The sequence below is a fragment of the Duganella flavida genome (genome assembly GCF_009857445.1).
Classification (GTDB): Bacteria; Pseudomonadota; Gammaproteobacteria; order Burkholderiales; family Burkholderiaceae_D; genus Rugamonas; species Rugamonas flavida.
The window spans coordinates 36,975-56,556 of sequence record NZ_WWCN01000010.1; the positions used below are offsets into that span (position 1 = coordinate 36,975).

The 19,582-nt window shown below is 60.8% G+C and carries 15 protein-coding genes; 13 read left to right on the plus strand and 2 right to left on the minus strand.

Annotated elements, in window-relative coordinates; genetic code table 11:
* Positions 1–1,497 carry a MocR-like pyridoxine biosynthesis transcription factor PdxR gene (gene pdxR / locus GTP46_RS16420; RefSeq protein ID WP_229258978.1) on the minus strand — a complete coding sequence of 499 codons (1,497 nt, stop codon included), beginning with the start codon at positions 1,495–1,497 and terminating at the stop codon, positions 1–3.
* Positions 1,498–1,672: 175 nt separating this feature from the next.
* Here pdxR and GTP46_RS16425 point away from each other — a divergent pair, with 175 nt between their 5' ends.
* Genes GTP46_RS16425 through GTP46_RS16465 form a run of 9 tightly spaced genes read left to right on the plus strand, consistent with a single transcriptional unit; the run spans position 1,673 to position 14,547 of the window.
* Complete coding sequence (locus tag GTP46_RS16425; RefSeq protein WP_161007720.1) at positions 1,673–4,024, plus strand: TonB-dependent receptor; 2,352 nt, start codon at positions 1,673–1,675, stop codon at positions 4,022–4,024.
* Positions 4,021–5,112 carry a polyamine ABC transporter substrate-binding protein gene (locus GTP46_RS16430; protein WP_161007721.1) on the plus strand — a complete coding sequence of 364 codons (1,092 nt, stop codon included), beginning with the start codon at positions 4,021–4,023 and terminating at the stop codon, positions 5,110–5,112. Before GTP46_RS16425 ends, GTP46_RS16430 begins: the two co-directional genes overlap by 4 nt.
* Before the next feature lie 3 nt (positions 5,113–5,115).
* Positions 5,116–6,198 carry an ABC transporter ATP-binding protein gene (locus GTP46_RS16435; protein WP_161007722.1) on the plus strand — a complete coding sequence of 361 codons (1,083 nt, stop codon included), beginning with the start codon at positions 5,116–5,118 and terminating at the stop codon, positions 6,196–6,198.
* Positions 6,195–7,058: an ABC transporter permease gene (locus GTP46_RS16440; protein WP_161007723.1), complete on the plus strand. Its 864-nt coding sequence runs from the start codon at positions 6,195–6,197 to the stop codon at positions 7,056–7,058. The genes GTP46_RS16435 and GTP46_RS16440 overlap by 4 nt, the downstream gene beginning before the upstream one ends.
* Positions 7,055–7,882: an ABC transporter permease gene (locus GTP46_RS16445; RefSeq protein ID WP_161007724.1), complete on the plus strand. Its 828-nt coding sequence runs from the start codon at positions 7,055–7,057 to the stop codon at positions 7,880–7,882. Before GTP46_RS16440 ends, GTP46_RS16445 begins: the two co-directional genes overlap by 4 nt.
* Before the next feature lie 15 nt (positions 7,883–7,897).
* Positions 7,898–9,205: an NAD(P)/FAD-dependent oxidoreductase gene (locus GTP46_RS16450; protein WP_161007725.1), complete on the plus strand. Its 1,308-nt coding sequence runs from the start codon at positions 7,898–7,900 to the stop codon at positions 9,203–9,205.
* A 23-nt stretch (positions 9,206–9,228) separates the two neighbouring features.
* Positions 9,229–10,968, plus strand: a complete 1,740-nt coding sequence (locus tag GTP46_RS16455) for an amidohydrolase (protein WP_161007726.1) — start codon at positions 9,229–9,231, stop codon at positions 10,966–10,968.
* A gap of 10 nt (positions 10,969–10,978) precedes the next feature.
* Complete coding sequence (locus GTP46_RS16460; protein WP_202414308.1) at positions 10,979–12,298, plus strand: glutamine synthetase family protein; 1,320 nt, start codon at positions 10,979–10,981, stop codon at positions 12,296–12,298.
* A gap of 53 nt (positions 12,299–12,351) precedes the next feature.
* Entirely contained in the window at positions 12,352–14,547 is a 2,196-nt protein-coding gene (locus GTP46_RS16465) for an OsmC domain/YcaO domain-containing protein (RefSeq protein ID WP_161007727.1), read from the plus strand.
* A 7-nt stretch (positions 14,548–14,554) separates the two neighbouring features.
* Here GTP46_RS16465 and GTP46_RS16470 read toward each other — a convergent pair whose 3' ends face one another.
* The gene (locus GTP46_RS16470; protein ID WP_161007728.1) at positions 14,555–14,839 is read right to left on the minus strand and encodes a hypothetical protein; all 285 of its coding nucleotides are present in this window, start codon (positions 14,837–14,839) and stop codon (positions 14,555–14,557) included.
* Positions 14,840–15,111: 272 nt separating this feature from the next.
* On the opposite strand from GTP46_RS16470, the gene GTP46_RS16475 reads away from it, so the two are divergent.
* The 4 genes from GTP46_RS16475 (at position 15,112) to GTP46_RS16490 (ending at position 19,537) form a co-directional block, all read left to right on the plus strand.
* Entirely contained in the window at positions 15,112–17,697 is a 2,586-nt protein-coding gene (locus GTP46_RS16475; RefSeq protein ID WP_161007729.1) for a bifunctional aconitate hydratase 2/2-methylisocitrate dehydratase, read from the plus strand.
* A 69-nt stretch (positions 17,698–17,766) separates the two neighbouring features.
* Positions 17,767–18,213 carry an FKBP-type peptidyl-prolyl cis-trans isomerase gene (locus tag GTP46_RS16480; RefSeq protein WP_202414309.1) on the plus strand — a complete coding sequence of 149 codons (447 nt, stop codon included), beginning with the start codon at positions 17,767–17,769 and terminating at the stop codon, positions 18,211–18,213.
* Positions 18,214–18,215: 2 nt separating this feature from the next.
* Positions 18,216–18,581, plus strand: coding sequence for a cupin domain-containing protein (locus tag GTP46_RS16485; protein ID WP_161007731.1), 366 nt, complete (start codon positions 18,216–18,218; stop codon positions 18,579–18,581).
* On the plus strand, positions 18,578–19,537 hold the full coding sequence (locus tag GTP46_RS16490; RefSeq protein ID WP_161007732.1) for an AEC family transporter: 960 nt from the start codon (positions 18,578–18,580) through the stop codon (positions 19,535–19,537). The genes GTP46_RS16485 and GTP46_RS16490 overlap by 4 nt, the downstream gene beginning before the upstream one ends.
* The last annotated feature ends 45 nt before the right edge of the window (positions 19,538–19,582 follow it).

A 19,582-nucleotide genomic window follows, 5' to 3' on the forward strand; every position in this document is an offset into this window, starting at 1 on the left:
TCAGCGCTCTGCGGATTCAATGATACTGGCGAGCAGTTTGCCGTAGTAGCTGATTTTTTCCAGTGTGACGTAGGCGTAGCCGACCAGCAGGCCGCGTCGCACTGGCGGCGACAGGTAGTAGGTCGACAGGGCATTCACGCGGATGCCGGATTCCGCCGCCAGTTTGCTCAGTGCGACATCGTCAACGTGGTCGGGCAGCTCCACCACCAGATGCAAGCCCGACTCCTCGCTGGAGATGGTGATGCTGGTCTTGCTGCCCAAATGTTTTTCCAATGTCCGCTTCAACGCTTCGCGCCGCGCGCCGTAGGTTTGCCGGATCTTGCGCAAGTGCGAGGCGAAGTGGCCTTCCGAGATAAACTCGGCCAGCGCCGCCTGCACCATCAGTTGCCCCGGCCGGTGCAAATCGTACTGCGCGCTGCGGAACGCTTCGACCAGCACCGGCGGCAGCACCATGTAGCCGACTTTGATACCGGGGTAGAGCACCTTGGAAAACGTGCCGATGTAGACCACGCGGTTCTCGTTATCCAGCCCCTGCAACGAAGCCAGCGGCCGCCCGGTGTAGCGGAATTCGCTGTCGTAGTCGTCCTCCAGCACCCACGCCTGCTGGCGCGCGGCGATATCAAGTAGCTGCAGCCGCCGCGCCAGACTCATGACGGCGCCGGTCGGGTACTGGTGCGACGGCGTCACGTACATCAGCCGTGGCCGCGTTTCAAGATCGCTGTCGCGCGGCGCCAGGCCATCTTTATCGATCGGCACTGGATGCACTGCCAGATCTGCCGCCTGGAACACGCGCTGCGCAGCCCAGTAGCCGGGATCTTCCACCCACACCGTCTCGCCCACATCCGCCAGCAAGTGTGCACACAGGTTTAGCGACTGCTGCGTGCCTGCCGTGATGATCACCTGTTCCACATTCACCTTCACCGAACGCGACAAGCGCAGATAGGCGGTGATGGCCTGCCGCAGCGGCAGGTAGCCGCCGTTGTCGCTGTAGTCCAGCAGTTCCGAGTGCATCTCGCGCCAGACGCGGTTCTGCAAGCTTTGCCACAGCTTGATCGGGAAGCTGGAGAAATCCGCATCGCCCGGCGCGAACGGCTCGATTTCAAAGCGCGGCCCGGCCGCCGCCGCGCCCACCCGCGCGCCGCGCTGCGACAACGGCGCCACAGCCGGCGCCACCTGCTGTGCGACTGCAGGCGCTGAAGCCGCGCCATGCCCAAGTTGTGGCAGATGCGCCACATACGTGCCACTGCCACGCGCACCGGTGACGAATCCTTCGGCCATCAGTTGTTCATACGCCGCAATCACCGTGTTGCGCGCCACGGCTAAATTCTTCGCAAGATCGCGGCTGGACGGCAGCTTGGCACCTGCCGTCAGCTGTTGTTTGTGGATGGCTTCCTTGGCTGCTTCATAGAGGCGGCGCTGGGCCGGCAGGCGCGGATGGAAGTCGCTCAGGGCCAGGATGCTGGCCAGTAGGTCGGAGGCGGCGGCAGGGTTATCCAAAGTGGTTCTCGAAAAATAGGTAAAGTGGTACTTCTCATGATACCAAATTGAATCTACGATGATTGTCATGCGATTGAAATAATTTTCTCCCAAGAGTTAGCGGCATGGCGAAAAGCGAATCGCAGCGAAGAAATGGACCCACTTAAGACAAAAAATTCAGATCTGGGATGGACATATGAAGAGCAAGAAGAATCGCCTGACCCAAGCCGTAGCACTCGCATGCGCCGTAATGGCCGCGCAAGCCGAAGCGCAGCAACAGCCTTCGGACCAGTTGCAAACGGTGACGGTGACTGCCAACAAACGCAACGAAGACGCCAACAAAGTCGCCACCAGTATCTCGGTGATCGGCGGCGAGGAACTCACCGCACAACACCTGGCGACCTTCGCCGACATCACCCGCGCTGTGCCGAATATCGCTTTCTCCAGCGGCAATGGCGGCAATGCCGGTAACGGCGCCGGCCTGTCCAACATTTCGATGCGTGGCATCAGCTCCAGCGCCGGCTCGGCCACGGTAGGCGTCTATCTGGACGACATCGCGATGTCGGTCGGGAATATCTACTCGATGGGTTCGGCGGAGCCCAAGTTCTTCGACCTCGATCACGTGGAAGTGCTGCGCGGTCCGCAAGGCACGCTGTACGGCGCCAGTTCGATGGGCGGCACCATCAAATTCCTCGGCAACCAGCCGAACCTGAAGGAGCGCGAGGGCGCGTTCTACACCGAGATGTCGTCGACCAAGGGCGGCGGCAATAGCTACCTTGCCAACGCCGTGTTCAATGAGCCGATCGGCAACGAACTGGCGCTGCGCGTCGGCGTGCAGACGCAGCACAACGGCGGCTTCATCGACCAGGTTGACCGCAACACCGGGGCGCTGGTCAAATCCGACACCAACACCGAAAACAGCGGCGTGCTGCGCTTCGCCATGAAGTGGGCGCCGACCCGCGACCTGACCATCACACCGTCCGTGTTCTACCAGAAGGTGAAGACCGGCGACATCGACGTCTCCTACACCCAGCTGCCGAACGGTGGTGCGCCGCTGCCAAACAACCAGGCCGCCAAGCTGGTACTGGAACCGGGCAAGGACGTGCTGCTGGTGCCTAGCCTGACCGTCAACTACGCCACGCCGCTCGGTGACGTCACCTCGGTCACCAGTTTCTTCCAGCGCAAATTCGACCGTACGCAGGACGGCACGGCCACGCTGTCGTTTGGGTTGGGCGTGAACATCATCAATCCTGACCTGCAGGCCAAGGTGTTCGATCTGCCGGCGATGGTCTACCTGAACAACGAAGTGCGCCAGTTCTCGCAAGAGCTGCGCATCGCCTCCAAGTCCTACGATGCCAGCGTGTCGCCGTGGACGTGGATGGCCGGTGTGTATGCCTCCAACCAGCGCACCAATATCACCGACAACGAGCCGATTCCGGGCCTGAACGCGGCCTTCGCCTCGCTGGGCCTGAGCCCGACTGATCCAACGGTGATCGCGAACCCGGTCAGCATGGGCTTCCCGAACGATAATACCTACTTCGGCCAGCTGCACTTCCTCGACCAGCAGCAGTCGCTGTTCGGCGAAGCCAATTACTATTTCTCGCCGACGCTGCATGCGACCTTCGGCCTGCGCACGGTGCGCGCGACCACCCAGCTGCATCGCCAGGGCGCGTACTACTTCAATAATCACCTTGACGGCAAGGACGGCTACGAGAATTCCACCGCCGAAGCCAAAGCGCACAAGACCACGCCGAAGCTGGCGCTGTCGTGGGAAATGGACCGCAACAACACGCTGTACGCGTCGGCCAGCCAGGGCTTCCGTCTGGGCGGCGCCAACATCCCGGTGCCGATGCAGCTGTGCGATCTGGATAAACCAAATCCGCAGTCCTTCAATCCGGACAGCCTGTGGAGCTACGAGGTTGGTAACAAGTCGCGCTTCCTGAATAACCGGCTGTCGGTGAATGCGTCGGCGTTCTATGTCGACTGGAAGAACATGCAGCAGCAGGTGTTCCTCGCGTGCGGCTTTGGCTTCAACACCAACGTTGGCCGCGCCAAGAGCTACGGTGCGGAGGTGGAGGTCCACGCCAAGCCGATTCCGAGCTTGGTCCTGAGCTTTGCCGGCGGCATGACTCACGCCACCTTGTCCGACAGTGACGGCGAAGCAGCTGGCCTGCCGGGCGCGGTCGAAGGCGCCCGCATTCCAGGCGTGCCAAAGTTTAATGCGACCTTCTCGGCGCAGTACAACATGACCTTCGATAATGACATGTACGGTTTCGTACGTGGTGCCAGCCGTTGGACTGGCAGCAGCTATGGTGGTTTCGCAGTCCTGCCGTCGATGCTGCCGAATCCTGACTATCATCGCCCGGCCTACAACGTGCTGGAAGCCAGTGCGGGCGTCAGCTGGGGCAATTACGAGGTGACGGTGTTCGCCAAGAACCTGACGGACAACCAGAAAATCATCCAGCGGCCGATTGTGCAATTCACCGCCAACGAGGCTTACCGCATCGCGCCGCGCACCATCGGCATCAGCCTGTCGGGCAAGCTATGATGAAGCGCTTCATCGGAATCATGCTGGCTGCGCTGCCTCTGTTGGCGGCAACGCAGGAAGAGAAAGTCCTCAACGTCTACAACTGGTCGAACTACATCGCGCCGGAGACGGTCCGCAACTTCGAAAAGGAAACCGGTATCAAGGTTCGCTACGATGTCTTCGATACCAACGAAGTCCTGCATGCGAAGCTGATGGCGGGCCACACCGGCTACGACATTGTGGTGCCGTCCGAAGTCTGGGCCAGCCTGCAAATCAAATCCGGTTTGTTGAAAAAGCTGGACAAGAGCCAGTTGCCCAACCTCGCCAACATGGATCCGGTGATGCAGGCGGCAGTAGCCAAGATCGATCCGGGCAACGAGCATCTGGTGACCTGGTTGTGGGGCTACACCACGGTTGGCATCAACCTCAAACAGGTGAAGGCGGCGTTGGGCGACTTGCCGATGCCTGCCAATGCGTGGGATCTCGTGTTCGACAAGCGCTATATGTCGCGCCTGAAGTCCTGCGGCGTGTCGTTCATGGATTCGCCATCCGAGATCTTCGCGCCGGCGCTGCAATACATCGGCAAGGATTTGTACTCCAATACGCAGACCGACTACCAGGAGGCTTTGAAGTTGCTGAAGTCCGTGCGGCCGTATATCACGCTATTCAGCTCTTCGGGCTATATCAATGACATGGCGAATGGCAGCATTTGCGTGGCGCTGGGCTGGTCGGGCGACATCAACATCGCGCGCCGTCGCGCCATCGAGGCAAAAAACGGTGTAGTGATCGAAGCGCTGATCCCGAGTACCTCCGGCATCCTGTTCTTCGACACGATGGCGATTCCGCAGGATGCGCCACATCCGCACAATGCTTTGCTGTGGATGAACTACATCATGCGGCCGGAGGTTCACGCATCGATCACCAACACGGTGTTCTACGCGAACCCCAACACCGCCAGCACCAAATACGTCAACAAGGACATCGCTGAGAACAAAACCGTGTTCCTGTCCGACGCCGACAAGAAACGCATGGCCGCACCGCAGCCGGTAGCCGAAACCACGCGCCGCTTCATGTCGCGCATGTTCACGCAATTTAAAACAGGGTTGTAATTCATGGCGCCGTTTTTACAGATTCAAAATGTGGTGAAGGAATTCAGCGGCGTGCGGGCGGTGGACGATGTGTCGCTGTCGATCGGCATGGGTGAGATCTTCGCTTTACTGGGCAGCTCGGGCTGCGGCAAGTCGACGTTGTTGCGTGTGCTGGCAGGCTTTGAATCGCCAACCGCCGGGCAGATTTTACTGAATGGGCAGGACATCACTGCCATTCCGCCGTACCAGCGCCCGATCAACATGATGTTCCAGTCGTATGCCTTGTTCCCGCATTTGTCGGTGTGGGAGAACATCGCTTTCGGGCTGCGCCGCGAGGGCATGGGCAAGGACGAGATGCACACCCGCGTTGAGCAGATGCTGTCGCTGGTGCAGCTGTCGGCCTTCGGCAAGCGCAAACCGCACCAGCTGTCGGGTGGACAGCAGCAGCGTGTGGCGTTGGCGCGTTCGCTGGCCAAGCGGCCGCAGTTGCTGCTGCTCGATGAACCGCTTGGAGCACTCGACAAGAAGCTGCGCGAACGCACGCAGCTCGAATTGGTGAGCATCTTGCAGCAGGTTGGTGTGACCTGCGTGCTGGTCACGCACGACCAGGAAGAAGCGATGACCATGGCTTCGCGCATCGCCGTCATGAGCCAGGGCGTGATACGCCAGACCGGCAAACCGCAGGAAATCTACGAGTCGCCGAATTGCCGCTTCGTGGCTGACTTCATCGGCAGTGTCAATCTGCTGCAGGGCAGGGTGGTGGAAGATGAGAGCGACCACGTGGTGATCGCCTCGGCCGATTGCGACCATTACGTCGGCCACGGCATCACCGGTACGCTGGATATGGAAGTGGCGGTAGCAGTCCGGCCGGAAAAGGTCGCCATCAGCACCGAGGCGCCGCTGGGACGTTACAACTGGGTGCGCGGCGAGATCACCGAGCTGGCCTACTTGGGCAGCTACACGGTGTATCACCTGCGCCTTGCCAGTGGCACGGTGTTGAAGGCGGTGGCAATTAACACGGTGCGTTATGCCGATTTCCATCCTCAGCGCGGACAGCACGTCTACGCCAGTTGGTCCGACGATTCGATGGTGGTGCTGACGCAATGAAGATCCTGAATAATCCGGGCCGGCGTGTGGTGCTGGGCATCCCGTATTCCTGGCTGCTGCTTAGTTCTCTCGTCCCGTTCTTCATCGTGCTGAAAATCAGCTTGTCGGAATCGGTACTTAGCTGGACGGGCAGCAGCCTGCTAATGAAAATCGATATCGGCAATTACCTGTTCATTTTCGGCGACGCGCTGTATGCGGCGGCTTATCTGAACTCGGTCAAGTATGCCTTCCTGACCATGTGCTGCTGCCTGGTGCTGGCCTATCCGGCGGCGTACTTCATGGCGCGGGCGCGCGCAGAACTGCGGCCGGTGTTGCTGATGATGGTCATGCTGCCGTTCTGGACTTCCTTCCTGCTGCGAATTTACGCGTGGAAGGGCATGCTGGCGAATCACGGTGTGCTGAATAATATGCTGCTGTGGCTTGGCGTCATCGACGAGCCGCTGCGCATGATGAACACGCAGTTCTCGCTGATGGTGGGGATGGTCTACACCTACTTGCCGTTCATGATCCTGCCGCTGTTTGCCAACCTGTCCAAGCTGGACTTGCGCTTTATCGAGGCGGCTGCGGACCTTGGCGCGACACCGTGGACCGCGTTCTGGCGGGTGACGGTGCCGCTGTCGAAGTCCGGCATCATCGCGGGCTGCATGCTGGTGTTTGTGCCTTGCATAGGCGAATTCGTGATCCCCGACCTGCTAGGCGGGCCGGAGACGCTGATGATAGGCCACGTGCTATGGGATGAATTCTTCACCAATAACGACTGGGCGATGGCGTCCGCAGTGACGGTATTCCTGATGCTGCTGATTCTTGTGCCTATGGTGATCTACAACCGTTCGCAGAACGAAGCGAAGGTGCGCGCATGAACCGCCACGCATGGTTTGCACGCAGCTGGCTGTCGTCGGTCTACCTGTTCCTGTATGTGCCGATATTGGTGCTGATCGTTTTCTCGTTCAACGCCTCCAGCCAGGATATGACGTGGCACGGCTTCACGCTGGACTGGTATCGCGCCTTGGCGAAGGACGAAGAAATCATCTCCGGCTTCCTGCTGTCGGTGCAGGTAGCAACGCTCGCGGCGACTTGTTCGGTCATTCTCGGCACGCTGGCTGGGTATGTGCTGAATCACTACCGTACTTTCAAGGGTAGGTCGCTGTTCATGGGCATGGCCAGCGCGCCGCTGGTGATGCCCGAAGTGATCATCGGCTTGTCGCTGCTGCTGATGCTGGTGTCGTTCGAAAAGGCGCTGGGCTTTCCGCCGCGCGGCATGCTGACCATGTTGATCGGCCACACTGTGCTCGGCATGGCGTATGCCACGGTGGTGATCCAGGCGCGCCTCGGCGAAATCAGCGTGCAATTGACCGAGGCAGCGATGGATTTGGGCTGCAAGCCGCATCAGGTGTTCTTCAAGGTGACGCTGCCAAATATCGCCCAGAGTTTGGTCTCGGCGTGGCTGCTGACGTTCACGCTGTCGCTGGATGACGTGGTGGTTTCTGCGTTCCTTACCGGCCCCGGATACTCGACCATGCCGATCGTGATTTTTTCACGGGCGCGCTTGGGGCTCGATCCGCGTGTGAACGCGCTGGCGACGCTGACCATCGCGGTGGTTGGCACGGCAGTGGTGCTTTCCGGGCTGTGGATCGCGCGCGCCGAGCGCCTGCGCCGCAAGCAGCTGGCAACGATAGACTCGTAAATCAAAAAGAAAATCATGGGACAAAATCACAGGGACGAGAAATTAAGGGCCAATTCGTATTACGAGGCCACCGTGACACGCGAACAAGCGTCGCCACCGCTGCGCGTAGCAGTGCGGGCCGACGTATGCGTGATCGGCGCCGGCTTTGCCGGCTTGTCGGCGGCGATTGAGCTGGCGGAGCGCGGCTACTCGGTGACGGTGCTGGAAGCGCAGACCGTAGGCTGGGGCGCGTCGGGCCGCAACGGCGGCCAGGCCATCGTCGGCTATGCCAGCGATGATGCGATTGAAGGCCAGTTCCCGCGCGACGAGGCGCGGGCGGTGTGGCATATGTCGGTCGAGGCGATGGAGTTGCTGCGCCAACGCATCGCCAAATATGCGATCGATTGCGACTACACGCCCGGCTACATGAGCGTCGCCATCACCCATAAGAAAGCGCAGGAGCTGGACCGCTGGGTGGGCCACTTGCAGCACACGTACGACTACGACATGCAGTCCATACCGGCGCCGCAGATGAAGGACTGGATCGCTAGCGAGCGCTTTGTCGGCGGCGCTTTCGATCCCAAATCGGGCCACCTGCATCCGTTGAAATACTGTCTCGGCCTCGCCGCCGCCGCGCGCGCATTAGGCGTAAAGATCTACGAGAATTCGGCCGTTACACGCGTGGAGCGCGGCTCGCCGGCGGTGGTGCACACGCAGGATGGCCGGGTAAGCTGCGACTTCGTGGTCATGGCCGGTAACGTCTACCTCAACGAATACGGCGAGAGCGTGGCGCGCGAATTGGACAAGAACATCATGCCGGTCGGGACCTACATCATCGCCACAGAGCCGATGGATCCTGCCCGCGCCGCAGCGCTGATCGCCCAGCGCTCGGCGGCCTGCGATACCAATTTCGTACTGGACTACTTCCGCCCGACGGCCGATCATCGCATGCTGTTCGGCGGCCGCGTGAGCTACAGCACAGTGACGCCGATGAACCTCGCGGCCAGTATGCGCAAGCGCATGCTGGCGGTGTTTCCGCAACTGGCTGACCTGGAGGTTACGCACGCGTGGGGCGGTTTTGTCGACATCACCATGAACCGTGCGCCGGATTTTGGCCGATTGGGCGGGAACATCTACTACCTGCAAGGCTTCTCCGGTCACGGCGTGGCCTTGACTGGGCTGGCGGGCAAGCTGGTGGCCGAGGCCATCGTCGGCCAGGCCGAACGTTTTGATTTGATCGGCAGGATCAGCCACCGGGCTTTCCCCGGCGGCTCCCTGTTGCGCATGCCCGCGCTGGTGACGGGCATGATGTACTACCACTTGCGCGACGTACTGGAAATTTAACTTTGAATTCAGGGGCAAACAATATGCAGCGTTTGAAAATGGCAGTGATGATGGGACTCGCTTTCTGTGCTACGGTCGCTGGAGCGGCCGAAGCGCCGGCCACACTGGTGCTGATCAAGGGGCAGGTGATGACGATGAACGAACAGCGCACGCTGGCGCAAGCCGTGGCGGTGCGCGGCAACCGCATCGTCGCCGTTGGCAGCGATGAGGAGATCCAGCGCTACGTCGGCAAAGGCACGCGCGTTATCGATTTGCAGGGTAAGACTCTGCTGCCTGGCTTCATCGACGGCCACGTGCACCCGGTCGCAGGCGGCGACCGCCTCGGCAAATGCAGCACTGACAACGCCGCGAAGAGCGTCGACCAGATTGTGAAGATGGTGCGCGAAAGCTGCATGGGGCAGGGCGGCGCGGGCAAGTGGATTGAGGTGGTCAACGTTAATCCGGCCAATTTCGTCGCCACAGCGGCGGACCTGGACCGCATCAGCACCACGCAGCCGGTGATCCTGGCTGGTATTGACGGCCACACCTCGTGGGTCAACAACGCGGCGCTGCGCTTGGCGAAGATCGCCGACAGTACGCCGGACCCGGACGGCGGCCAGATCGAACGCGATGCAAAAGGCCACGCCACGGGCTTCCTCAAGGACTCCGCCCAGTCGCTGGCGACGGATGCCATGCCCAAGGCTACGAACGTGCAGCGCCTCGCCAAACTGCAGGAAGCCCTGGCGCTGCTACGCTCCAAAGGCATCACCACAGTGCAGGAAGCTTGGGCCTCCGAGGAAGATTTGGGCCTGTACGACAGCCTCGAAAAGAGCAAAAAACTGAACATGCGCGTGCGCGCCATGCTGGCCTCGAAAGTTGAAGACGACGAGAAGGAATACAAGCGCCTCGCCGCAGTGCGCAACCGCTTCAAGGGCCATCCGCTGGTGCGTGCCGACGGCGTCAAGGTGTTTGCAGATGGCGTGATCGAATTCCCGACCCAGTCGGCAGCGATGATCCATCCTTATCTGGACGCCAACGGCCAGCCGACCTCCAACGTCGGTGGCCGCTACTTCGACGTTGAAGTGCTGAAGCGCTACGTCACGCGGCTCGACAAGGACGGCTTCATGATCTTCGTCCACTCGATCGGTGATTTCACCACGCATGCCGCGCTGGATGCATTCGAGGCGGCGCGCCAAAAGAACGGCGCCACCGACAACCGCCACGCAATCACACACCTGCAAATCGTCGACCAGGGCGACTTCCCACGCTTTGCGCAGCTGGGTGTGTACGCCAATATGCAGCTGTTCTGGGCCGTGCCGTCGGAGTATTCGGTGGAAGCGCTCAAGCCTTATATCAGCGCTGATAACTACCGCTATATGTACCCAGCCGGCAGCTTGAAGAAGGCCGGCTCCACTATCTACGGCGGCAGTGACTGGCCGGTAGACAGCGTGCGTGGTGATCCGCTGCCCAACACGCCGCTGGCCGCCACGCAGGCAGGCATGCTGCGCATGGAACTGTCCGACCCCGACTCCAAGCACAAAGGCGAAGTGCTGAACGCCGACGAGCGCGTGGACCTCGACACCATGCTGTCCGCCTACACCATCACCGCCGCCAAGGCGATGAAGCAGGAGCGCACCACCGGCTCTATCGAAGTGGGCAAGCTGGCCGACCTGGTGGCCTTGGACAGCGACGTGCTGGCCGCCGAACCGAAGGCGATTGGCGCCATCAAGGTACGCTACACTGTGTTCAACGGCGCAGTTGCCTATCAAGCAGCGGCCAAATAAAGGGATGAACATGAAGGCGTTTTTCGAGCAGCACGGCATCACGCAGGTCGAATGTTTGTTTGCCGATGTCTCAGGCTACCCGCGCGGGAAGCTGATGCCGGCCCACAGCTTTGCCGCAGGTGCGGAGCTGCGCATCGCGCAAGCCATCCCGATGCAGGCCATCACCGGCGAGTACACAGACGATCCGCTATTCCGCGATGCCGATCCGGATGTGCGCCTGCAGCCAGACCACGCCACGCTGCGGCTGGCGCCGTGGGCCAGCCAGCCGCGCGCGATGGTGATACACGACTGCTTCGATCTCGATGGTACGCCATGCCAATTCGCGCCGCGCACGGTGCTGCGCAATGTGGTTGAACGCTATGCGGCGCTGGGCCTGACGCCGGTAGTCGCGCCGGAAATCGAGTTTTACCTGACTGCGCCCAACGTCGATCCGAACCAGCCGCTGACCGCACCGGCGGTGCGCGGTGGCCGCGCGGAAGTAGGGCAGTCGGCCTACAGCCTGAATATGCTCAACGAACTGGCCGCGTTCTGGGACGAATTGCGCGCCGCGCTCGATGTGCTGGGCGTGCAGTCCGATACGTGGATCCACGAGATGGGCGTGTCTCAGTACGAAATTAACCTGCTGCACGGTGATCCGGTAGCGGTGGCGGATCAAGCCTTCCTGTTCAAGTATGCGGCCAAGGAGATCGCCCTCAAACACGGCATGAACGCGGTCTTTATGGCCAAGCCGATCGCCGGCCAGCCGGGCAGCTCCATGCACCTGCATCAAAGCGTAGTGGATGCGCAGGGCCGCAATGTGTTCAGCGGCGCGGATGGCGGCGACAGCGCGCGCTTTCGTCATTACATCGGCGGCTTGCAGCGCTACTTGCCGGAGATGATGCCGCTGTTTGCGCCGTTTGTGAATTCCTACCGCCGCTTCGTGGCCGGCATCCAGGCGCCGGTCAACCTGCAATGGGGCTATGACAACCGCACGGCAGGCCTGCGCGTGCCGGTCAGCGGTGCGGCTGCGCGGCGCGTGGAAAACCGCATCGCCGGGGCGGACGCCAATCCGTATCTGGCCATCGCCGCCTCGCTGGCCGCTGGGCTCGCAGGCATGGAAGAAGAACTGTCGTCCACCGCACCGCTGGACGGCAACTGCGCCGACCTGCCGCACGAGCTGCCCCACGACCTGCTGGCTGCCACCAGTCGCCTGACCGGCAGCAGCGCCGCCCGCCGCTTGCTGGGCGACGACTTCGTCACCGCCTTCGCCGCTGTGAAAACATTGGAATATCGGCACTACATGCAAGAGATCAGCGCCTGGGAGCGGCGCTATCTTCTACCGCAGGCGTAGAAAAGAGGGGATAATAGCGGCCACATTGTTTTGAGCACGATTTGGATCCCCTCATGGAAATTAAGGTCAATTTTCTCGATAAGCTACGCCTGGAAGCGAAGTTCGACGACTTCACGGTGATTGCCGACCAGCCGATACGCTACAAAGGCGACGGCTCGGCACCCGGCCCGTTCGACTACTTCCTCGCCTCGTCGGCCCTGTGCGCGGCTTATTTTGTGAAGTTATATTGCAATACACGCAATATTCCGACTGAAAATATCCGTCTGTCACAGAACAACATCGTCGATCCGGAAAACCGCTACAAGCAGATTTTCAAGATCCAGGTCGAACTGCCGGAAGATATTTCGGAAAAAGACCGCCAGGGCATCCTGCGCTCGATTGACCGCTGCACCGTGAAAAAAGTGGTGCAAGAAGGCCCGGACTTCGTCATCGAAGAGGTGGAAAACCTCGATGCCGACGCCCAAGCCCTGCTGACGCTGGCACCGGCCGGCCAAGCCACCAGCACCTACATCCAGGGCAAAGACCTGCCGCTGGAGCAGACCATCGCCAATATGTCGGCGCTGCTGGCCGATATCGGCATCAAGATTGAAATCGCCTCGTGGCGCAATATCGTGCCGAATGTGTGGTCGCTGCACATCCGCGACGCGCACTCGCCGATGTGCTTCACCAACGGCAAGGGCGCGACCAAGGAAAGCGCGCTGGCCTCGGCGCTGGGCGAGTACATCGAACGCATCAGCAACAACCACTTCTACGCCGGCGCCTATTGGGGCGAGGACATCGCCAACGCCGAGTTCGTGCACTATCCGAACGAGCGCTGGTTCAAGCCGGGCCGCAAGGATGCGCTGCCGAAGGAAATCCTCGACGAGTACACCCGCGAAATCTACAACCCGGATGGCGAACTGCGCGGCAAGAACCTGATCGACACCAACTCCGGTAATGTGGAGCGCGGCATCTGCTCGCTGCCGTTCATGCGCCAGTCGGATGGCGAGACGGTCTACTTCCCATCCAACCTGATCGAAAACCTCTATGCCAGCAATGGCATGAGCGCCGGTAACACGCTGGTGGAGGCACAAGTGCAGTGCCTGTCCGAGATTTTCGAACGCGCCGTCAAGCGCGAAATCCTCGAAGGCGAAATCGCGCTGCCGGACGTGCCGCAAGAAGTGCTGGCGAAATACCCAGGCATCGTGGCTGGCATCAAAGGTCTGGAAGAGCAGGGCTTCCCGGTGCTGGTGAAAGACGCCTCGCTGGGCGGTGTCTACCCAGTGATGTGCGTGACGCTGATGAATCCGCGTACCGGTGGCGTGTTCGCCTCCTTCGGCGCCCACCCAAGCCTGGAAGTGGCGCTGGAACGTAGCCTGACCGAATTGATGCAAGGCCGCAGCTTCGAAGGCCTGAACGACCTGCCGCGTCCGACCTTCGCCAGCGAAGCGGTGACCGAGCCGTACAACTTCGTCGAACACTTCATCGATTCGAGCGGCGTAGTGTCGTGGCGCTTCTTCAGTTCCAAGTCGGACTACGAATTTGTCGAGTGGGACTTCTCTGGCCAGGGCGATAATTCCAACGCCGAAGAAGCCGCCACCCTGTTCGGCATCCTGCAAGAGATGGGTAAAGAAGTCTACACGGCTGTCTACGATCAGCTGGGCGCAACCGCCTGCCGCATCCTGGTGCCGGGCTATTCGGAAGTCTATCCGGTGGAAGACCTGATCTGGGATAACACCAATAAATCGCTGCTGTTCCGCGAAGACGTGCTGAACCTGCACCGTCTCGACGACGACCAGCTGGAAGCGCTGCTGGAGCGCCTGGAAAACAACGAGCTGGACGAGTACGGCGACATCGCCACCCTGATCGGCATTGAATTCGACGAGAACACCGAATGGGGCCAGCTCACCGTGCTGGAGCTGAAGCTGCTGATCAACCTCGCGCTGGGCCTGCTGGACGACGCGCATGAGCAAGTCGGCGCCTTCCTGCAATACAACGACAACAGCGTCGACCGCGGCCTGTTCTACCAGGCCATGAACGTGGTGCTGGAAGTCGAGCTGGACGACGACCTGGAGTTGGACGACTACGTGACCAACTTCCGCCGCATGTTCGGCGACGCCCGCATGGACGCGGTGCTGGGCTCGGTGGACGGCAGCGTGCGCTTCTACGGATTGACCCCAACCAGCATGAAGCTGGAAGGCCTGGACCGTCACCAGCGCCTGCTGGACAGCTACAAAAAGCTGCATGCAGCACGCGCCGCCAAGCGTTAATCGCTGATCAGGATAGCCGGCCGTAAGTCAGGAACACCCACGCCACGGCGATCACCACCATGCCCACCACGGTCATGCATGACCAGGTGATAAAGCAAGCCGATAGCATAGTGGCTTGCAAGCCGCGCTCGAACAGGAAGCCCAGTCCGAAGTCGAGCGTGGCCAGCACGCTCCAGCGGCGCAGATAGACCGGCAGGTAGCGGCTCATGTATTTGTTGTGCTGGAGTGCGGCGTGGCGCTCGAACAGATTCCGTGCCGCACTGACGTCACGGAACAACCAGTCGAAGAACATAAACCGGTACAGTAGCGTTCGGAAGGGCAGGGCTGGGGGCTCTGGTGCCTGATTCTCTTGATCGGATTTCAATATTTCCGTCATTCTGAGCCCTCCCGTGTCATTTCAAGGTCTAGAATAAGCCGAACCGCGCCCGGCCTCAAGTGGTTGTGGCAAAAAGAACGGCTGCTTTCCTATTATATGTCTTATATAAGACTTGCTGAGGTATAATAGCGCCCAGTACAGGCGGTCGATCACTTGCCTGCCCTGCAATCAACCTGACGAGAACTCTCATGCTAGCTGCTTATCGCGCCCACGTTGCCGAACGTGCCTCCCTTGGCATCCCTCCGCTGCCGTTGTCCGCAGCCCAGACTACCGACCTGGTCGAACTCCTGAAGAGCCCACCAGCCGGTGAAGAACAATTCCTGGTCGACCTGATCACCAACCGCGTGCCTGCCGGCGTGGATGATGCCGCCAAAGTCAAGGCGGCTTTCCTGACCGCTGTAGCCAAAGGCACCGAAACCTCGCCGCTGATCTCGCGTGAACTGGCGACCAAACTGCTGGGCACCATGCTCGGCGGCTTCAACATCAAGCCGATGATCGACCTGCTGGACGACGCCGAAGTCGGCGACGTAGCGGCCGAAGGCCTGAAAAAAACCCTGCTGATGTTCGACTACTTCCACGACGTCAAGGAACTGGCCGACAAGGGCAACGCCCGCGCCAAGGCCCTGCTGCAATCGTGGGCCGACGCTGAGTGGTTCACCTCGCGTCCGGAAGTACCGCAAAGCCTGACCCTGACCGTGTTCAAGGTCTCCGGCGAAACCAATACCGACGATCTGTCGCCTGCACCAGACGCGACGACCCGTCCGGACATCCCGCTGCACGCGCTGGCGATGCTGAAAAACCCGCGTCCAGGCATCAATCCTGAAGAGCCGGGCAAAATCGGCCCGCTGAAGCAGCTGGAAGCACTGAAAGCCAAGGGCAACCTGGTGGCCTACGTCGGCGACGTGGTCGGCACCGGTTCCTCGCGTAAATCGGCGACCAACTCGGTCCTGTGGTTCACCGGCGAAGACATTCCATTCATCCCGAACAAGCGTTTCGGCGGCGTCTGCCTGGGCACCAAAATCGCTCCGATCTTCTACAACACCATGGAAGATGCCGGCGCACTGCCGATCGAGCTGGATGTGACCCAGATGGAAATGGGCGACGTCATCGAACTGCGTCCATACGAAGGCAAAGCGCTGAAGAACGGCGCTGTCATCGCTGAATTCACCGTCAAGTCCGACGTGCTGTTCGACGAAGTACGCGCCGGTGGCCGTATTCCGCTGATCATCGGCCGTGGCCTGACCGCCAAGGCGCGTGAAGCCCTGGGCCTGCCAGTATCGACCCTGTTCCGCCTGCCGCAAAACCCAGTCGACACTGGCAAGGGCTACTCGCTGGCACAGAAAATGGTTGGCCGTGCATGCGGCATGCCAGAAGGCCAGGGCATCCGCCCAGGTACCTACTGCGAACCTAAGATGACCACCGTCGGCTCGCAAGATACCACCGGCCCAATGACCCGCGACGAGCTGAAAGACCTGGCTTGCCTGGGCTTCTCGGCTGACCTGGTGATGCAATCGTTCTGCCACACCGCAGCCTATCCGAAAATCGTCGACGTCAAGACCCACCGCGAACTGCCGGCCTTCATCGAGAACCGCGGCGGTATCGCACTGCGTCCGGGCGACGGCGTGATCCACTCGTGGCTGAACCGCCTGCTGATGCCGGACACCGTCGGCACCGGTGGCGACTCGCACACCCGCTTCCCGATCGGCATCTCGTTCCCAGCCGGTTCCGGCCTGGTAGCGTTTGCCGCAGCCACCGGCGTGATGCCGCTGGATATGCCTGAGTCGGTACTGGTTCGCTTCAAAGGCAAAATGCAGCCTGGCGTGACCCTGCGCGACCTGGTCAACGCAATTCCGCTGTACGCGATCCAGCAAGGCCTGCTGACCGTGGACAAAAAAGGTAAGAAGAACATCTTCTCCGGCCGCATCCTGGAAATCGAAGGCCTGCCAGACCTGAAGGTTGAGCAAGCATTCGAGCTGTCGGACGCATCGGCTGAACGTTCGGCCGCTGGTTGCACCGTGCACCTGGATAAAGCACCGATCATCGAGTACATGAACTCGAACATCACCCTGATGAAGTGGATGATCGCCAATAACTACCAGGACAAGCGCACGCTGGAACGCCGCATCAACGCCATGGAAGCATGGCTGGCCAACCCGAACCTGCTGTCGCCGGATGCGGACGCTGAATACGCAGCCGTGATCGAGATCGACCTGGCCGACATCCACGAGCCTATCGTGGCCTGCCCGAACGATCCGGACGACGTGAAAACCCTGGCCGAAGTGGCCGGCGACAAGATCGACGACGTGTTCGTGGGTTCGTGCATGACCAACATCGGTCACTTCCGCGCTGCGTCGAAAATTTTGGAAGGCAAGGCAGACATTCCAGTTCGCCTGTGGATCGCTCCACCAACCAAGATGGACGCACAAGTACTGACCTCGGAAGGCCACTACGGCACTCTGGGCCGCACCGGCGCCCGCATGGAAATGCCGGGCTGCTCGCTGTGCATGGGTAACCAGGCGCAGATCCGCAAGGGTGCTACCGTGATGTCGACCTCGACCCGTAACTTCCCGAACCGTCTGGGTATCGACACCAATGTGTATCTGGGTTCGGCCGAACTGGCAGCGGTATGCTCGGCCCTGGGCCGCATCCCGACCAAGGAAGAGTACATGTCGCACATCGGTGTGATCGACAAGAATGCCGATGACATCTACCGTTATATGAACTTCGACCAGATCGCCGAGTTCCGCGAAGTAGCGGATACCGTCAAGATCTAAGGTTTAAGGCTTAGAATGAGGGCAGTCCGAAAGGGCTGCCCTTTTTTTCATTTCACGCGAAGGATTATTTTGAAACGTCTGTTGTTTACTTGCGCACTGGGCCTCACTCTTGCCATCACTGGTTGCGACCGCGCTAAAGCACCACAAGCTCCATCGGCATCGGCTACTGCAAACGCCGTACCATTCCAGAAAATCGACACCACCGTCGGCGAAGGCAAGGAAGCCACCACCGGCGCCACCGCCGTGGTCAATTACACCGGTTGGCTGTACGTGGCCGACGCGCCAGCGCAGCACGGCGCCCAGTTCGACTCCTCGGTTGGCCGTGCCCCATTCAGCTTCCCGCTCGGCGCGGGCCAAGTGATTCCGGGCTGGGATGAAGGTGTAAAAGGCATGAAAGTCGGCGGCAAGCGCACCCTGATCGTCCCGGCCAGCATGGGCTACGGCGAAAACGGCGTCGGCCCGATTCCACCCAACGCCACCCTGATCTTCGACGTCGAACTGCTGGACGTACGCTAATCATGAAACCATCCATCATCGAATTTCGCCGCCAGTCGCCGGAACCTGAATACGACCATCCGCGTGAAGAGCGTCGGCTGGATGGGAATCCGAAGCGCACCTCGTGGAACCACTTCACCAGCGCTAGCGGTGAAGTCATCGCCGGCATCTGGGCATGCGAGCGTGGTAGCTGGCGCATCGCTTTCGGCCCGAATCTGGACGAGTATTTCTATGTGCTGGAAGGCCGCTGCCGTGTGATCGATGAAGATGGCTACGCTGCAGAAGGTGGTCCCGGTGATGCGATGGTGATACCCGCCGGCTTCAAAGGCGTGTTTGAAGTAGTGGAGCCGATTAAGAAGCACTACGTCATCATCGAACGCGCTGCATGATAGAGATCCTCGCCATCACCGGCCCGATTTATCTGGTGGTGCTGGCCGGTTACCTGGCCACTCGCATGGGATTATTCGCCCGCACCGACATGCAGGTGTTCGGCAAATTCGTGCTCAATCTCGCGCTGCCAGCGCTAATCTTCAACGCGCTGGCGCAGCGCCGCATCGGCGAGATCCTGCATCCGGCGTATTTGCTGTCCTATCTTGTTGGTTCGTTGCTGATGCTGGCGCTGGCCTACTTCATGGGCCGCCGCGTGGGCGGATTAAGCCGCACCCGCAGCACCTTCATGGCGATGGGTGTGTCCTGCTCGAACAGCAGCTTTATTGGTTTTCCGATTCTGCTACTGATGGTGGCGCCGGTGGCCGGCGTGGCGCTGGGCCTGAACGTCATCGTGGAAAATCTCGTGATGCTGCCGTTGCTGCTGGCGATGGCGGAAAACGCCCGCGATGGTGGCGGCGGTGGGGCATGGCATCAAACCGTGCGCCAGTCCGCGCAGCGCCTGATGCGCAACCCGCTGGTGCTGGCGGTGACGGCGGGCCTGGTCATCAGTCTCGCCGAAGTGAAGCTGCCGCAGCCCGTGGTGCGCACCGTGAACCTGTTCGCGCAGGCCAGCGGCAGTGTGTCGCTGTTCGCTATCGGCGGCACGCTGTTTGGCTTGTCGCTGACCAGCGGCTGGCAGCGCGTGATCCCGCTGGTGCTGGCAAAGCTGATCGGCCATCCGCTGGCGGTACTGCTGGTGGCGACGCTGTTGCTGCCGCTGCTGGGTATCGCGCCGATGGAACCGCAGCTGCGCGCCGCCGCATTGCTGATGGCGGCGATGCCGATGCTGAGCATCTATCCGATACTGGCGCAGGCCTATGGCGAAGCAGACCGCAGCGCCGCCGCGCTGCTGATCTGCATGGTGACCTCCTTCTTCACGCTCAGCGCGTGGATGTGGATGGTGCATCCGGGTTAGCGCAGGGAGTGTGCGGATCTGCGGCCTGCGCTACCGGTGCGTTGC

Coding starts and splice junctions, on each gene's coding strand:
- GTP46_RS16425 (WP_161007720.1), top strand. CDS start 1,673: ATGAAGAGCAAGAAGAATCGCCTGACCCAAGCCGTAGCACTCGCATGC.
- GTP46_RS16430 (WP_161007721.1), top strand. CDS start 4,021: ATGATGAAGCGCTTCATCGGAATCATGCTGGCTGCGCTGCCTCTGTTG.
- GTP46_RS16435 (WP_161007722.1), top strand. CDS start 5,116: ATGGCGCCGTTTTTACAGATTCAAAATGTGGTGAAGGAATTCAGCGGC.
- GTP46_RS16440 (WP_161007723.1), top strand. CDS start 6,195: ATGAAGATCCTGAATAATCCGGGCCGGCGTGTGGTGCTGGGCATCCCG.
- GTP46_RS16445 (WP_161007724.1), top strand. CDS start 7,055: ATGAACCGCCACGCATGGTTTGCACGCAGCTGGCTGTCGTCGGTCTAC.
- GTP46_RS16450 (WP_161007725.1), top strand. CDS start 7,898: ATGGGACAAAATCACAGGGACGAGAAATTAAGGGCCAATTCGTATTAC.
- GTP46_RS16455 (WP_161007726.1), top strand. CDS start 9,229: ATGCAGCGTTTGAAAATGGCAGTGATGATGGGACTCGCTTTCTGTGCT.
- GTP46_RS16460 (WP_202414308.1), top strand. CDS start 10,979: ATGAAGGCGTTTTTCGAGCAGCACGGCATCACGCAGGTCGAATGTTTG.
- GTP46_RS16465 (WP_161007727.1), top strand. CDS start 12,352: ATGGAAATTAAGGTCAATTTTCTCGATAAGCTACGCCTGGAAGCGAAG.
- GTP46_RS16470 (WP_161007728.1), bottom strand. CDS start 14,839: ATGTTCTTCGACTGGTTGTTCCGTGACGTCAGTGCGGCACGGAATCTG.
- GTP46_RS16475 (WP_161007729.1), top strand. CDS start 15,112: ATGCTAGCTGCTTATCGCGCCCACGTTGCCGAACGTGCCTCCCTTGGC.
- GTP46_RS16485 (WP_161007731.1), top strand. CDS start 18,216: ATGAAACCATCCATCATCGAATTTCGCCGCCAGTCGCCGGAACCTGAA.
- GTP46_RS16490 (WP_161007732.1), top strand. CDS start 18,578: ATGATAGAGATCCTCGCCATCACCGGCCCGATTTATCTGGTGGTGCTG.